The following is a 15,930-nucleotide window of genomic DNA, read 5'->3' on the forward strand; positions in this document are numbered from 1 at the left end:
AATACAAAAATTAGTAGTTTTTTAATTGAAAAATTACTAATTTTATATATTAAATATTTTTTTAAAATGAAATCTTTTTTGATTTTAATTTTTAAAATTTAGAATAGATTGCATTTATGATGAACAAAAATAAAAATCGTAAATATGTTCAAATTTAAGGGATGATAAATTATCAATAATGAGAATCAAAAAAATTGAAAATCTTATTTATAAAATAAAAATTATATAAAAAGTATTAACTATAATTAATATGTTGGTAACACAACACATTTATTAATTTTTTAAATTTAAAAACAATTAATTATCAAATAAAATTGACTAAGTAAAATAAAAGGAGTAGTAAGATTTATGAATAATTCAACAGAACAATCAAGAAATGAACCAACACATTTATTAGAACCTGTTTAGAATCTTTTAGAAAATAATGTAAAATTACTATATATTTTAAAATAAGAGGTATATATGCATAAAAATTATCCAAGTCATGTTACTAAAGAACAATTTGAGAACATAAAATCAACTTTAGAAAACAGCAAAAAGAAAACAAAACCAAGAAATTTAGATTTATATGAAGTGTTTTGTGCAGTTTTATATGTATTAAAAAGTGGTTGTCAATGAAGAATGTTACCAAAAAATTTTCCAAAATGACAAACTGTATATTATTATTTCCAAATTTGAAGTAAAAACAATGATAAAGAACCTAGTGTATTGCAATTAATTTTAAAAAAAATTAGTTAAAAAGATTCGTATTAAGAATCATCGAAAAGAAAAAACTAGTTTTTGTATAATTGATTCGCAAAGTGTTAAAAATACAGATACTACTGAAAATAAAGGTTATGATGCTGGTAAAAAGATTTCAGGAATAAAACGTCATATTGCAGTTGATACGCAAGGTTTACCACATGCAATTTACATAACTACAGCAGAAAAAACAGATCGTAATAGTGCTATCATAATGATTAAAAGTGAAAAAGAAAATCTTTCTACAGTTCAAAAAATAATAGTAGATGCTGGCTATACTGGTGAAAAATTTGCTTCTGCAATCAAAACAATCATAAATGCAAATGTTGAAGTTGTAAAACGTAATGAATTACATTCTTTTGTAGTATTGCCAAAAAGATGAGTTGTAGAACGAAGCTTTGCATGATTAGAAAAATGCAGAAGATTATGAAAAAATTGTGAAAGAAAACTAAATACTAGTTTACAAATGGTTGTTCTTTCCTTTATTTCAATTTTATTAAAAAGATTCTAAACAGGTTCTTAGAAGAAAATATGACAAGCACAAGTACAAGTTGTTGACAAAAAGAATTTGGTTGTTGTTGTATTACAATGTTATCATCATTATTACTTTCAACAATGGGCTTCGGTGTTGGTGCAATATATGGTTTATTAAAAAACAATGATGCTAGTAATGTCAATAGTGTCGGTATAGGACTTTTCTTATTAGGAGCTATAACAGGACTTAGATGTGGAGTTGCAATTAATGACTGGTTAATAAAAAGAAATAATAATGAGCATTGGAATGGGGTGGTTAGCCCTAATTACTGGACCATATTTTGATAGATATTTCTAAATTTTTATTTGTAATATTGGTGGTTTTAAAAATTTAGAATGTATTCTTTCATAATTATAAAACATAACATATTGATTTACATCATTAATAGCTTCATTGATTGTTAAATATTGATTTGAGTCTTTAGGCAATCATTCTTGAGATAAATGTGAAAATCAATTTTCAGATATGACATTACCGCCAATATCATATGGTTGTTTTTTGCTTAAAATTATTTGTTTGTTTTTTGCTCATTTTGTAATTTCTTGACAATAAAATTCGTTGGCGTTATCTGAATGTAAAATAACGTTTTTTATTTGATTTCAAGAAAATTGGTTGTTTATTTTTTCAAGTGCAGGAAGAATTAAATCTTGATATGATTTATTTGAAAATGTATTATAACTAACAACATTATTTGAATAAAAATCAATAATTACAAAAAGATATAGTCAACCTTCTTTGGTGTTTATTTGTTTAGTATCCATTGATCAAATTTGATTTGAAGCGGTTGTACTTTTGTAATCTTTGTTTACTTTATCCATTGTAGGTATTCACTTATTTGGATTTTTTTTGTTTTTAGGATAGTTATTTTTAGTTTGTTTTAATCCTTGAATATTGTGTTTTTTCATAATTTTTCGCATTTGTTTTGTTGATAATTCTATATTTAAAATGATATTTTTCTCTTGTTTTAATCACTCTTTAAAAGCTGAAAAAATTCTTAAATATCCATAAATTCTACCTTTTCTTGTAGAATGAAATTCGATTAAAAGTTGGCATAATTCTTGATATTTATGATTGCAATTAATAATATGATTTTTTTCTTTTTTAATAAGTTTTTGTTTATTTTTTAAAAAGTAATATGTTGATCTGTTTAATTGAAGATATTGACATAAGTTTCTAATTGAATATTGATTTTTGCAATCATCGATAATTTTAATTTTTTCTTTGATATTTAATTTGTTAATTATTAATGCTATTTGTTTAATTTTATCCATTAATAAAAATCCTTTCAGGTCAAAATTAGTGTTCATTATATAACACAATTGTTTTTAGAATACATTCAGATTTTTTAAATTAATGGTCTAGTAAAAAGGGCTAAGTGGCCCCCCTCCAAATTTATTATTAAAAATAAATATAAAGTATGTAAAATTTATATAAATAAGTCAAAGTTAATAGTAAATAATTTATTTTTTTTGTTTTTTAAAATCATTCAAAAATTAGAATTTCAAATAAATGATCTAGCAAAAGATATAAATAAGAACGTAAATGCGACTAAAAATAAAATTAAAATTCCTCATCATTACATTTTAGGAATAACAAAAGAAAATAACTTTGAAAATAATAACAAACCAAATATTACTATTAATAAAATTAATTGTCATAAATCCTTTTTATCTATATTCTTTATTATTTTTTTAATAAACTGTTTAATTAATTTGCAATAAATTGATTGTTTGATATTAAACTAAGATTTCTTGTATAATTATAAATAAGTATTATTAGTAGGTGGTTTTTATGTTTCGACGTTTTCTATTATTCACTATAATTTTGCCAACAATAACTACTATTAGTAGTAGTATTTATGCTTGTACTTGGAATTTACAGCCAACAGTTTTATTAATAACAAGTTATCAACAAGCACAAAATCAAAACATTTATGACCGACTTGTTTATCAAAAGTTACAAACTTTTTATGGTAAAGATCATGTAGTAACATTGTTTAGTTCTCAAGATGATAATTATTATGCATTAATGTTGAGAAACTTTTTATCTACATATAATATCAAAAAAGTTTATATTTTAAATCCTAGTTTTCAAAAGTATATTCCACATCATAGTGAAACTAGTAGTTATTCTACTAAAAACTTAATTAGAGTATTACAACAATTTCAGAATGTTAAATTTTATTTTTTTAATAATATTATTGCTGATACGGTTAAAGTCACTAATAATATTTATGATATTAGATATAATACTGATAACGTAACTAGTAGCCATTTAAATTATGGCAGTAAAATTGCTGAACATTTTCAACAAAATGTTCAGGATGGAATAATAAATAAAAAATATAACTTTGATGTTGATGACAACGGTAAATTGATAGTTAGAATTGGTATTATTAATAATATTGGTATTGATTATGATCAAACTATTTTGAATCAATTTGCTGAGATAATTAATGGTATTGATAATCCAAAAATTACATATAAAATTATTTATGCTAATCCTCATGATAGTTTTGTAACAAGTAATATTTATAGTGCTGATAGTGTTGCCGGTGTTGGTCAGATTGCCCAATCATTATATGAAACACATGGTGTTAATTTTATTATTAATACTAATTATTGATATAACAGTATTATTGCTTATACTGCTAGGTTAATATCTTCACGTCCAACTTATAGTAAAACTATTAGTTTTATTGGATCTAATGTCATTAATAATAATGATTATGTTTATGATGATATTAATTATTTAGCTTTTGGTTTTATGCCTGGTTTGGAAATTTTTGATGAGACATTTAACGAAGAAATTAATCCTAATTTTAAAATTATACCTAGTGCTTCAGAAAGTAAAATCCAAACTTATGGTGTTAATAACATTGATTTTACTAATCAGTATGGAGATATATAATTATGGAAAAAACAATATTGAAGTTACAAAAAATTAGTAAATATTATGATACTCGTGTTATATTTGAAAATGTTAATTTAGAAATAACACAAGAAATTCATGCCATTGTTGGTAATAATAGCGTTGGTAAATCAACGTTAATTAGAATGCTTGCTGGTTTTGAACAACCTTCTAAAGGAAAAATTGTTATTAATAGTTTAAGAAAAGGATGTTATTTTCCTCGTGATCCTAGTGAAATGCTTTATTTTAGAATGGCTTATGCTGGTCAAGATGATTTTTTCTTAGACAATCTTACTGTTAAACAAAATATTATACTTGGTAATGAACCAACTATTGCCAAAATTTTTCCTAATTGAAAAGAAGCTGAATTTAAAATTAATAATTTAATGGAAAAATATAAAATTAAACTTAATTTAAATAAGAGAGTATCAACACTTGCGATTGAAGAATTAAAAAAATTATCTTTGCTTCGTGCTTTATTCAAAGAACCTAAAATATTATTGTTAGATGAACCAACTGTTGGTTTATCTGATAGTCAAAAAGTAGAGTTTTGAATGATTTTTAAAACATTTCGTAATGAAGAAATAACGGTCCTTTTCACAACTAGAGATGAAGAATTTGCTAAAATGGTTGCTAATCGAGTATCTTGAATTGAAAACTTAAATATTGGTAAAACAAAAGTAATGAAATTAGAAGAAAATACTAAATTATTTACAACTAATTATTGAGGTAAGATTTTTAATTATAAAAAGCCAAAATCGATAAATTCAGTACCAATGCTTTATATTGATAATCTTTCTTTGAATAAACCTAATATTTCAAATTTTCATAAAATTGAATTTGCAATTCGCCCTGGTGAAATATATGGTATTTATGATTATGAAAACCTTTATAGCGAGGTTTTACTTGAAAGTATAGTACGTATGATTAAAACGCAAACAGGACGCATTTTTTTTCAAGAACAAGAAGTAACGTATTTTAAACCGCAAGAAATTAGTAATTTAGGAATTGATTGAATATCTGGACATTATAGTAATACTGCTATAATTCCTGACGCCACTTTATTTGAAAATTTTACCTTTTGAAATTATAATAAAGAAAAATATGTAACTAAATCCGGAGTTGTCAAAACAGCCGTTGTTAATAAAAAAGTACGAGAAATTATTAAAAAATATCAAATATTTAACGATAATAATATTTTTATTAAAATTAATAAATTATCAAAAGGAGAAATGCAGAAATTTGTATTAGCAAGAAGTATTGAAGAGCAACCACAATTATTAATTTTATCTAATCCATTTTCTGATTTAGATGAAAATTCTTCATTATTAATTATTAAAAAGATAATAGAGTTACGCGAAAGTGGCTCAAGCATTTTAATTATTGATACTGATCCGTACTTATTACAATTATTGTGTCAACGAGTAGCAGTTATTTATCACAAACAATTTGTTTGTAAATTGGAAAATAAAGATGTTAAAGTTGAAATAATGAACAATCCAGCACTATGACATGATTATCCTATTACAAATGAAATAATTGTTAAAACTGATAAAATGTATCAATTACCACAAACAAAGTGAAGTTTGAAAAAGAAAAAAATAATTAGAACAATTAATTATTTGAAAAGACCATTTGTCAAAATTACTAGTTGAATTAATAAAAAAATGGAAAATATTAGGTCAAGGTTGGGTTAAAATATGTTGGAAAATATTAAAAAATGAAATTTTTGATTAGTGGGTGCATTATTATTACTAATAACTCTATTTTTTGTTAGTTTATTAATGCTATGTTTACAAGTTAATCCATTATCATTTTGGAAAACTATTTTTATTAATCCTTTAACTAATTTAGTAAGTTTTAGTAATTTAATTGAAACATATAGTATATTAATATTAACAGGATTAGCAGTAGCTATTACTTTTAAGTATCGTATTTATAACTTTGGAGTTAGTGGTCAAATGTTATTTAGTGCTATGGTAACATATGTATTGGCAGTAGCTATTTATAAGAGTGGTGGTCATAGTCAATGAATTACTCCTTTTCTTTTATTAATTGCAGTTTTAATTGGTGGTTTAGCCGGTTTAATTATTGCAATTTTAAAAACTTATTTTAAAATTCATGAAATTATTAGCACTATTTTATTTAATTTTATTGCTTGAGAAGGATATAAAGGTTTAATAGCCAGTAATGTTTATCATAACTTAAACATTCCAACACAAATTACTAATATTAGATTTTCATTAATTAGTGGACCTTTTAGCATTAGTAATTTATTTTCTGCTGGTATTATTATTGCTATTATTGTCTTATTAATCGCAATTATTATTTTTAATAATCGCACTCTTGGTTTTAAATTAAACGCAATTGCTAAAAACCCCGTTGCTGCAAAATATGCCAGATTAAATCCTCAATATCAGGGTTTAATAATTTTACCAATTTCAGGAGCGATAGCAGGAATTGCTGGTTATCTTTATTTTTTAGGAGTTAATAATAATTTACCTTCGCTTTCTGCTCCAATTCAAGAAGGATTTTATGGGATAGTAGTAGCTGCTTTAGCGGGATATACACCAGGAGTTATTTTATTTTCATCATTTTTTATGAGTTTATTTATTAGTCCTATTGAAAATAATGCTTTTATGTATTTGAAAAATCCAGAAATTGCAATAATAGTATTATCAATAACCATTTACATTATTGGTATTTATCCTTTTATTTGGCATTACTTAACTCATTCTATTGCTATTAAAGAATATTTAATAAGACTAAAAAAGAAGCTAATATGAAAAAAAGAATTAATTAAGGATGAACAACAAAATGTTAAAATTGTTAATGTTGAATCAAAATCTTCAAAAATTTTTAAAAAAAATAAAATATTTAAAAGGAAAAGGAGAAAAAAATAATTATGTTACTCTCATTTTCAACAATTTTAGTTAATACATTATTATTTGCTTGTCCATTATTATTGTTATGTACAGGTGGAATTTTAAATACTAGAGCAGGGATTGTTAATTTTGGTTTTGATGGTATTATGTGTACTGGTGCTGCTACATATTGTATAATTGTTTCACAATTAAAAAATAATTTTGGTGGTGGAGTTGCAATTTTGGCATTTTTTATCACTATTATCATCGGAATTGTATTTGGTTTAATTCATAGTTTAGCAACCTTATTGTTTAGAACAAATCAATTTTTAGTATCAATGGTTATTAATTATTTTGGTTATGGATTAGCAGTAATTTTACCATTAACATTTACTGGAGAAATAAATTATTCATTAGCAAGTATTTATATTTATCAATTTTCTTGAATTGCAATTTTGGTAACCTTTTTAGCAATTTATATTTTTGCAGCTATTTTGTTTTTAACTAAGCTTGGATTATACATTAGAGGAATTGGTGAGAATCCAACTGCAGTGGCTTTAAATTATATTCATGTTCGTCGTTCTCGATTTTATATTTCGCTATTTTCTAGTTCTTTAGCTTGTTTTTCAGGTGCTTTATTTGTTTATGTACTTCCAAGTACTTTTATTTATAGTAATAATTTTGCTGGTATTGGATTTTTAGCAATTGCTTTATGAATGATGGCACATAGTAGATTTTTTTTAACTTCTATTATTTGTTTTATTTTTTCTTTTTTATATCAGTATATTAATGCTTCACAAACATTTATAGTTATTAGTAATAATATTCCAAGTTGATTATGAGGAATGTTTCCATATTTAATAGCATTAGTATCATTAATGATTTTTCGTCCTAATACAGAATTGCTAAAAAGTTGAGCGCAACCTTATGTTAAAGCAGGTAGAAAATGACTATGCTAGCAATATTTTAAAACCTTTATCAAGTTTAATAAATATAATGTTTTAAATGTTTTTTAATAAATTCAGTTTTTATTTTTATTCTGTATAATAAATTTATTAAGCAATGAAAAAGGGGAATTTTAAATTATGGTAAAAAACTTAAATGACAGTTTTGAGAAATTGATTGAAGAGAACAATGACTGGAATGGCAACACTTTTTAGGACTATTTTTTGGTAGACATTTGTTGTTGATATTTAACTGGAGTTAAGTAGTTTAAAGTGCTGTGAATTCTTATATTGTTATATCAATTGATGTAATCAAATAATTCTAATTTTAATTGGATTAATGATGTAAAATTTTTATCATTAATAAATTCGGTTTTAAAAGTTTTAAAAGTTGCTTCAGCAACAGCATTATCATAAGGACAACCTTTTTTACTTAAAGAACGGTTAATGTTGAATGCTAGTAAAAGTTTATCAATAATTTTATTGTTAAATTCATTACCGCGATCACTATGAAATATTTGAATATCTTTTAAACAGCGATTTGATTGCATAAATGCTTGATGTACTAATGATGCATCTTTTTTAACTCCAACACTATGTCCGATAATTTCGCGGTTAAATAGGTCTATTAATAGGCAAATATAGTTTCACCTACCATTAACTTGTACATAAGTTAAATCACTAACAATAACTTCATTTTTAATCCTATTCTTAAATTTTCTATTAACAAGATTAGTTATTTGACTATCGTTAACTTTGTTATTATGATTTTTGAATGATAATTTAGTATATTTTGATATTAAATTATGTTCATTCATAATTTTTTTAATTTTTCTGCGCGATAAATAAATTTCTTGGTTTTCTAGAATTTTTTTTAATCTTCTAGTACCATAAACTTCTTTATTTTCTTTAAAAGCACTAATAACAGCTTCATCATAAATATTATTTTTGATTTTATTTTCTTTTTTCTTTAAATTAAAATAATATGTTGATTTAGATATTTTTAAAAAACGACACATTGTGCGAATTTTATATTTAGCTTTATTTTTGACAATAATTTCTATTTTCTGCCTATTATTAGTGCTGCTTGCTTTAAAATATCATTTTCCATTCGTAATTGCTTTAATTCTTTTCTTAATTTAATTAATTCATTTTCTTCAAAAGAACGATTATCTTTAGTTTTAAAACTTCCTGAATTACTAAATTGCTTAATTCAATTGTAAGTGGCCCCATCCATTTATTAAATAAAACCTTTGATAATTCTTGTGATTTTAGAAAATTTTGATATATTTTTTCAAGTTTGTTTTTATGTTCTTGGATAGGATTTGTTCAATTATTAATTTGTATACTGATTAGGTTTAATGAATTATTATTAATAGATTTTGTTAGTTCGTTTGAAAAATTAAGTAAAATTTTCATTTTTTTTATTTTTCCTTTCAATGATATAAATTAAAACATAAAAACTCATTTACTTTAAATTAAGCAATGAGTTAAAAAACTTTTATAATTTTTTAATAATTATTATTATATGTGTTAATTATATTTGAGTTTAAAGAAAATACAACGAAAATGATATTTTAAAGGTTTTAAATTATTTTTAGTAATATTTAATTTTGAAGGATAGTAGTTATGTGATAAAATTTCAAACATATACTAAAAAAACATTATAATTAAATATAATTTAATTATTTAAAACATTATATTTATAGTCTACTTTAAATAAAGTATTTTATTAAATGATTGATTTAGGAGTAAGCAATGAATAAAAATTGAGCTATAGGTTTAACTAATTTAACTTTAACCCCAATAATGGAACAACAATTAAGTCAGTATTATAAAATTTTAATTGCTGAAAATAAAAAATATAACTTAACAACGATCATTGAAGAAATGGAAGTTTATTATAAACATTTCTATGATTCTCTTTTAATTAGTAATAATATCATTTTGGAGGATCAAAATATTTGTGATGTTGGTAGTGGTGCTGGTATACCAGGAATAATTTTAAAAATTTGTTTTCCCAAATTACAATTAACTATTATTGAATCGAATACAAAGAAATGTCAATTTCTAAAAACAGTAATTACTGAACTAAACTTAGAAAACGTTTATATAATTAATCAAAGAGTAGAAACATTTGCTCATCAATATCGTGAAACATTTGATATTGTAACAGCAAGAGCATTAGCACCGTTAAATATTTTAAGTGAATTATGTTTAGGATTAGTTAAAGTTGAAGGATTATTTATTGCTTATAAGGGTCTTAAAGTTGAAGAAGAACTTGCGTTGGCACAAAATAGTATTAACACAATGGGTGCAAAGTTAATTAATCAATTTACTGTTCAATTACCAAACAACTATGGTCAAAGAACAATCCTTCATTTTCAAAAATATAAATTATGTGCTTTAAAATATCCAAGACCTTATCAACAAATTAAAAGTAAACCTTTGTAAATAATATTAATTAAAATTAGTGTTAAACTTAATTAGTAGGATAAAATATTAGTCTATTAATTTAGAAAGGTAATTATTATGGGCAAAATTATTGCAATTGCTAATCAAAAAGGTGGAGTTGGAAAAACAACTACTGCTACTAATCTTGCTGCAGGTTTAGGTATAAAAAATAAAAAAGTGTTACTTATTGATTTGGATCCACAAGGTAGTGCTACTATTTCAATGGGTTTTGCTGCTGATAAAGTTGAACAAGATATATATGATGTTTTAGTACATGATGTTCCATTGGAAAAAGTAATTAAAACTAAAGTTTGTCAAGGAGTAGATTTATTACCATCAACCATTTCTTTGGCGGGAGCCGAAATATTTTTATTAGAGCAATCTCGTAATAAAAGAAATATTTTATTAGAAAAATTAGAACCCGTAAAGGAAGTATATGATTTTATTATTATTGACTGTCCACCTAGTTTAGGATTAGTTAATCGTAATGCTTTAGCTTCAGCTAATTCAGTTATTATTCCATTGCAAGCTGAGTTTTATGCATTAGGTGGTTTGGTACAATTATTATCTACTATTCGTTTAGTACAACAATTATTTAATCCCAATTTAGAAATTGAAGGGATTTTATTAACTATGGTTAATATTAGAACAACTTCTTCTGTTGAAGTTATCAAAGAAATTCAAAAAAATTTTAGAGAAAAAGTTTATAAAAATTATATTCCAAGAAATGTAACTCTAAGTGAAGCACCAAGTCATGGTAAAAATATTTTTAGTTATCGGCCACGTTGCAGTGGTGCTATTGCTTATCAAAGTTTAGTGAATGAGGTGTTAAATAATGTCTAATGATAAAAAAAATCGTATTTCTGCTAAAGGCTTAGCATCAATTTTTGGTGAAGGTTTAAATGATTTGATAACTAACATTGAAAGTTCACCAGAAATTGCTAAAACTTTTTCACAAACTATTTCTCTTGCTAAAATTATTCCTAATCCATATCAACCGCGTGTAGTATTTAATGAACAAGAAATTAAAGAACTAAGTGATTCAATTAAAATTCATGGTTTAATTCAACCAATTATTGTTAAAAAAACGATAACAGATGGTGTTTTTCAATTAGTTGCTGGTGAACGTAGAACTAAAGCTGCAAAATTAGCAGGTCTAACAGAGATCTCTGCAGTAACTATTGAAGTAACAGATCAACAATTAATGGAATTTGCTTTGATTGAAAATATTCAACGTGTTGATTTGAATGCTTTTGAAGAAGCACAGGCATATCAAACTTTAATTAGTAAAATGAAATGAACTCAAGAACAACTCTCACAAAAAGTTAATAAATCACGTAGTCACATTGCTAATACTTTACGAATTTTACAATTGCCAGTAGAGATTTTACAAATGCTTCAACGCAATGAATTAACAATGGGTCATGTTAAACCGTTATTAAGTTTAGGCACTAATCTTAATTTAATGGTAACTATTGCTAAAAGGGCATATAGTGAACAATGGAGTGTTCGTAAGGTTGAAGATGTTATTAAGATGCAACAATTAAGTTTAAATCAAAAACAAAATGTTAATAAAAAGTCAGATCTTCATTTAGTAGCATTAGAAAATACTTTATCAAGAACTTTAGATACTAAAGTAAAAATCAATAAAAAACAACTAATCATCAATTATAGTAATCACAAAGAATTAAATCGAATTTTAGAATTTTTAAAATTAATATAAATTTATTTTATGATATTTCTCTAAAAGGAAATATTAATCCTGAATTAGTATAGATAATTAAGTTTGTAATAAAAACAAATAAGATAGACAAACCAATTGCAATTTTACTTATACCTAGTATGATTAATAACTTTTTTGATATATCATGAGGATAAGTTAAAAGTGGATGGGGCCACTTACAATTGAATTAAGCAATTTAGTAATTCAGGAAGTTTTAAAACTAAAGATAATCGTTCTTTTGAAGAAAATGAATTAATTAAATTAAGAAAAGAATTAAAGCAATTACGAATGGAAAATGATATTTTAAAGCAATCAGCACTAATAATAGGCAGAAAATAGAAATTATTGTCAAAAATAAAGCTAAATATAAAATTCGCACAATGTGTCGTTTTTTAAAAATATCTAAATCAACATATTATTTTAATTTAAAGAAAAAAGAAAATAAAATCAAAAATAATATTTATGATGAAGCTGTTATTAGTGCTTTTAAAGAAAATAAAGAAGTTTATGGTACTAGAAGATTAAAAAAAATTCTAGAAAACCAAGAAATTTATTTATCGCGCAGAAAAATTAAAAAAATTATGAATGAACATAATTTAATATCAAAATATACTAAATTATCATTCAAAAATCATAATAACAAAGTTAACGATAGTCAAATAACTAATCTTGTTAATAGAAAATTTAAGAATAGGATTAAAAATGAAGTTATTGTTAGTGATTTAACTTATGTACAAGTTAATGGTAGGTGAAACTATATTTGCCTATTAATAGACCTATTTAACCGCGAAATTATCGGACATAGTGTTGGAGTTAAAAAAGATGCATCATTAGTACATCAAGCATTTATGCAATCAAATCGCTGTTTAAAAGATATTCAAATATTTCATAGTGATCGCGGTAATGAATTTAACAATAAAATTATTGATAAACTTTTACTAGCATTCAACATTAACCGTTCTTTAAGTAAAAAAGGTTGTCCTTATGATAATGCTGTTGCTGAAGCAACTTTTAAAACTTTTAAAACCGAATTTATTAATGATAAAAATTTTACATCATTAATCCAATTAAAATTAGAATTATTTGATTACATCAATTGATATAACAATATAAGAATTCACAGCACTTTAAACTACTTAACTCCAGTTAAATATCAACAACAAATGTCTACCAAAAAATAGTCCTAAAAAGTGTTGCCATTCCAAGATAAAAACTATCAAATTATTAAAAATAAGTTAAAAATATATAGTCGTTATAATAATTTTGATCATTATGAAACAGTATCTTTAAATAAAATTAATAATATTAAAGATATTGACATTGAAAATTGTAAAAAATCTTTAGTAGAATTATCAAAAACAAAATTTAAAAAACTTAGTTGATGACAGAAAATAATAAATAAAATATCTTGAACATGAAAAAAAACAAAAATAGCTATTAAGACAGTTAAAGAAAATAATACAAAAAAATTTTGGAACTTTAATTGCAAATTTAAATGATAATAAAACATCAATAGATGAAATAAGCGTACCTTATCAAAGACAAAGTATACCAGAACTATTACCAACATCTGAGCCTTGAGATGAATGAATAATTGAAAAAAAACCTAAATTATCACGTTCAAATAGTACTGATAGTGCGATAAGTTCACTTTCTTCTGAATTTGAAGAAAATGATTATTCTATTATTGATAACGATAAAATATTAAGAGAACTTAATAGTTATAGTTTTCCACAGTATAGTGATTTAGAAAGCAGTACTGAATCATCTCGTCAAGAATTTAATCATTGTCTTACTAGAACAGCATCTAGTGATAGTGGCATTTGTTCTGGTCAGATTACTCCTAAACCAGTTAGTACAAATCCTTTTGATGATGAAAGCGATGATGAAGAACTTGCTGGTAATACTATTAATGAATCTAATAATTTAGTAAATACTGTACCATTACCATCCAAATCAACTTCAAAATTAAATTTTTCTTAATTGATAATTAATTTTATATTTTTCTTTATAATTTATATGATACGATGTAATCATATAAGTAAAAGAAACAGGTGTATATTATATGTTAACTGCTGGTATCGTTGGTTTACCTAATGTAGGTAAATCAACATTATTTAAAGCCATTACCAATTCACAAGTATTAATTGAAAATTATCCTTTCGCTACTATAAAACCAAATATTGGTAGCGTTCCAGTCAATGATTCAAGAATTTTAAATTTAATAAAAATCTTTAATCCACAAAAAATTGTACCAACAATTTTAGAATTACATGATATTGCCGGACTTGTCAAAGGTGCTAGTAAAGGTGAAGGATTAGGTAATCAATTTCTTGCTAATATTAGAACAGTTGATGCAATATGCGAAGTTATTCGTTGTTTTGATGATATTAATGTTAGTCATGTTGAAAATAAAATTGATCCAATTAATGATTTTGAAATTATTGAATTGGAATTAATGTTAGCTGATCAAGAAGTAATAAGTAAACGAAAAGAAAAAGTTCGTAAAAAATCGCAAATAACTAGAGATAAACAAGGTATTGCTGAGGTAGCTTTATTAGAAAAAATTAATAATGAATTAAACAATGGTATTGCTATTCGTAATCAAAAGTTAAGTTCAGAAGAATTACTAATGATTAAACCTTATAATTTTTTAACTGCTAAACCAATAATTGTTATTGCTAATATTAATGAAAAAGATTTAATAACTAAAACCAATAAATATGTTGAACAATTACAACAATATATGAGCAAAAAAAATATTACTGTAATTGTTGTTTGTGCTAAGACAGAATGTGAACTTTCTGAATTAGAAGCAGAAGAAAAAAAAGAAATGTTTAAAGAGTTAAATATTTTTGAATCAGGAATTGATCAAATTGTATTAGCAACTTATAAACTATTAAATTTAGGTACTTATTTTACTGTTGGACCCAAAGAAGTTCATGCTTGAACTTTTATTAAAGGAATGAAAGCACCAGAGTGTGCTGGTATCATTCATACAGATTTCATGAAAGGTTTTATTAGACTTAAAGTTTATAATTATCAAGATATAGAATTATTGGGTAGTGAAAAAAATGTTCAGGAAAAGGGAAAAATGAGAGTTGAAGGTAAAAATTATATAGTTGAAGATGGTGATATTTGTCATTTCCTTTTTAATGTTTAGTTTTAAGATAATATTAATTATAAAAAGGTTATAGTTTTGTTATAATTAATTTGAAAATATACTAGCAAGAAAGGAAAAAATTATTATGTTAAAAAGTAATTTACAAAATCCTGATTCTGACATTCAAGAAAACAATTATGTTCCAAATAAAAAAACTAAAAAGTTTGATGTTCTTAATAAAATAAAAGTTTCAAGGGCTTTACTTTTTTGATCACCAATTGTGCAAATTATTGGTAGTATTGCTTTTTTAATACTATTAATAGTTAATGCATTTGTTGGGCAAAAAATGGGGTTTGAATTTAGTAAACTGCAATTAGCTTTATCATTATCATATGTTGGAATTGCAATTTTAGTCAGTATTATTTGTTTTATGATACCAGCAAAGAAACTTAAAAAGAAATCTTCATTTAGAATTACTGCTATTTCAACATTAATATTATCAACATTAATGTTAAGTGGTAGTCTAGTTTTTTGATCAATACCAGTATTACTATTTTTTTCATTAATATCATTAATTGTATGAATATGTGAAGTAATAGCAGCGATTATTTTAATTTTAGTAGTTGAAGAATTGCCTAATGAAAAATAAAGTAGGT

At 24.1% G+C, this 15,930-nt stretch carries 18 protein-coding genes; 14 read left to right on the plus strand and 4 right to left on the minus strand.

The features are described 5' to 3' along the window. Positions 1-462: 462 nt before the first annotated feature. Together AACL11_RS02680 and AACL11_RS02685 are read left to right on the plus strand one after the other, a co-directional pair. Positions 463-1,252 (plus strand): IS5 family transposase gene (locus tag AACL11_RS02680; protein ID WP_281747819.1). Its coding sequence is split into 2 segments (ribosomal slippage): positions 463-723 and positions 725-1,252, totalling 789 coding nucleotides; the frame shifts between segments, so codons are not numbered across the junction. Positions 1,253-1,272: 20 nt separating this feature from the next. Continuing rightward, positions 1,273-1,563, plus strand: a complete 291-nt coding sequence (locus tag AACL11_RS02685; RefSeq protein WP_338988064.1) for a hypothetical protein — start codon at positions 1,273-1,275, stop codon at positions 1,561-1,563. Positions 1,564-1,569: 6 nt separating this feature from the next. Here AACL11_RS02685 and AACL11_RS02690 read toward each other — a convergent pair whose 3' ends face one another. Next, positions 1,570-2,583, minus strand: a complete 1,014-nt coding sequence (locus AACL11_RS02690) for an IS3 family transposase (protein WP_338986622.1) — start codon at positions 2,581-2,583, stop codon at positions 1,570-1,572. 484 nt (positions 2,584-3,067) lie between these two features. Between AACL11_RS02690 and AACL11_RS02695 the strand changes: the two genes are divergently transcribed. The 4 genes from AACL11_RS02695 to AACL11_RS02710 are packed head-to-tail and all read left to right on the plus strand — an operon-like array spanning position 3,068 to position 8,009. After that, positions 3,068-4,186 (plus strand): hypothetical protein, encoded by a 1,119-nt coding sequence (locus AACL11_RS02695; RefSeq protein ID WP_338958863.1) that lies wholly within the window; start codon positions 3,068-3,070, stop codon positions 4,184-4,186. A 2-nt stretch (positions 4,187-4,188) separates the two neighbouring features. Continuing rightward, positions 4,189-5,883, plus strand: a complete 1,695-nt coding sequence (locus tag AACL11_RS02700; RefSeq protein WP_338988066.1) for an ATP-binding cassette domain-containing protein — start codon at positions 4,189-4,191, stop codon at positions 5,881-5,883. A 3-nt stretch (positions 5,884-5,886) separates the two neighbouring features. After that, positions 5,887-7,089, plus strand: a complete 1,203-nt coding sequence (locus AACL11_RS02705; protein ID WP_338988068.1) for an ABC transporter permease — start codon at positions 5,887-5,889, stop codon at positions 7,087-7,089. Positions 7,090-7,091: 2 nt separating this feature from the next. After that, positions 7,092-8,009: an ABC transporter permease subunit gene (locus AACL11_RS02710; protein ID WP_338988069.1), complete on the plus strand. Its 918-nt coding sequence runs from the start codon at positions 7,092-7,094 to the stop codon at positions 8,007-8,009. A gap of 203 nt (positions 8,010-8,212) precedes the next feature. On the opposite strand, the gene AACL11_RS02715 is transcribed toward AACL11_RS02710, so the two are convergent. Together AACL11_RS02715 and AACL11_RS02720 are read right to left on the minus strand one after the other, a co-directional pair. Then, positions 8,213-9,133, minus strand: coding sequence for an IS3 family transposase (locus AACL11_RS02715; RefSeq protein WP_338988472.1), 921 nt, complete (start codon positions 9,131-9,133; stop codon positions 8,213-8,215). Beyond that, on the minus strand, positions 9,055-9,231 hold the full coding sequence (locus AACL11_RS02720) for a hypothetical protein (protein WP_338988072.1): 177 nt from the start codon (positions 9,229-9,231) through the stop codon (positions 9,055-9,057). Before AACL11_RS02720 ends, AACL11_RS02715 begins: the two co-directional genes overlap by 79 nt. Before the next feature lie 521 nt (positions 9,232-9,752). Here AACL11_RS02720 and rsmG point away from each other — a divergent pair. The 6 genes from rsmG to AACL11_RS02750 all read left to right on the plus strand — a co-directional run bounded on the left by rsmG (position 9,753) and on the right by AACL11_RS02750 (position 13,673). Then, positions 9,753-10,448 carry a 16S rRNA (guanine(527)-N(7))-methyltransferase RsmG gene (rsmG, locus tag AACL11_RS02725; protein WP_338988073.1) on the plus strand — a complete coding sequence of 232 codons (696 nt, stop codon included), beginning with the start codon at positions 9,753-9,755 and terminating at the stop codon, positions 10,446-10,448. A 78-nt stretch (positions 10,449-10,526) separates the two neighbouring features. Then, entirely contained in the window at positions 10,527-11,291 is a 765-nt protein-coding gene (locus tag AACL11_RS02730) for an AAA family ATPase (protein ID WP_338988075.1), read from the plus strand. Continuing rightward, positions 11,284-12,171 carry a ParB/RepB/Spo0J family partition protein gene (locus AACL11_RS02735; protein ID WP_174480208.1) on the plus strand — a complete coding sequence of 296 codons (888 nt, stop codon included), beginning with the start codon at positions 11,284-11,286 and terminating at the stop codon, positions 12,169-12,171. The genes AACL11_RS02730 and AACL11_RS02735 overlap by 8 nt, the downstream gene beginning before the upstream one ends. A gap of 162 nt (positions 12,172-12,333) precedes the next feature. Further along, positions 12,334-12,510: a hypothetical protein gene (locus tag AACL11_RS02740; protein ID WP_338988077.1), complete on the plus strand. Its 177-nt coding sequence runs from the start codon at positions 12,334-12,336 to the stop codon at positions 12,508-12,510. Between the two features lie 32 nt (positions 12,511-12,542). Further along, positions 12,543-13,352: an IS3 family transposase gene (locus AACL11_RS02745; RefSeq protein ID WP_338988473.1), complete on the plus strand. Its 810-nt coding sequence runs from the start codon at positions 12,543-12,545 to the stop codon at positions 13,350-13,352. Between the two features lie 9 nt (positions 13,353-13,361). Beyond that, positions 13,362-13,673, plus strand: a complete 312-nt coding sequence (locus AACL11_RS02750; protein ID WP_338988079.1) for a hypothetical protein — start codon at positions 13,362-13,364, stop codon at positions 13,671-13,673. A 219-nt stretch (positions 13,674-13,892) separates the two neighbouring features. On the opposite strand, the gene AACL11_RS02755 is transcribed toward AACL11_RS02750, so the two are convergent. Continuing rightward, on the minus strand, positions 13,893-14,126 hold the full coding sequence (locus AACL11_RS02755) for a hypothetical protein (RefSeq protein ID WP_338988080.1): 234 nt from the start codon (positions 14,124-14,126) through the stop codon (positions 13,893-13,895). A 110-nt stretch (positions 14,127-14,236) separates the two neighbouring features. On the opposite strand from AACL11_RS02755, the gene ychF reads away from it, so the two are divergent. Both ychF and AACL11_RS02765 read left to right on the plus strand, forming a co-directional pair. Beyond that, positions 14,237-15,334 carry a redox-regulated ATPase YchF gene (ychF, locus tag AACL11_RS02760; protein WP_252319775.1) on the plus strand — a complete coding sequence of 366 codons (1,098 nt, stop codon included), beginning with the start codon at positions 14,237-14,239 and terminating at the stop codon, positions 15,332-15,334. Positions 15,335-15,419: 85 nt separating this feature from the next. Then, positions 15,420-15,923 carry a hypothetical protein gene (locus AACL11_RS02765; protein ID WP_252319777.1) on the plus strand — a complete coding sequence of 168 codons (504 nt, stop codon included), beginning with the start codon at positions 15,420-15,422 and terminating at the stop codon, positions 15,921-15,923. The last annotated feature ends 7 nt before the right edge of the window (positions 15,924-15,930 follow it).

It is taken from the genome of Spiroplasma endosymbiont of Dasysyrphus albostriatus (assembly GCF_964019495.1).
Lineage (GTDB): Bacteria > Bacillota_I > Bacilli_A > Mycoplasmatales > VBWQ01 > Spiroplasma_E.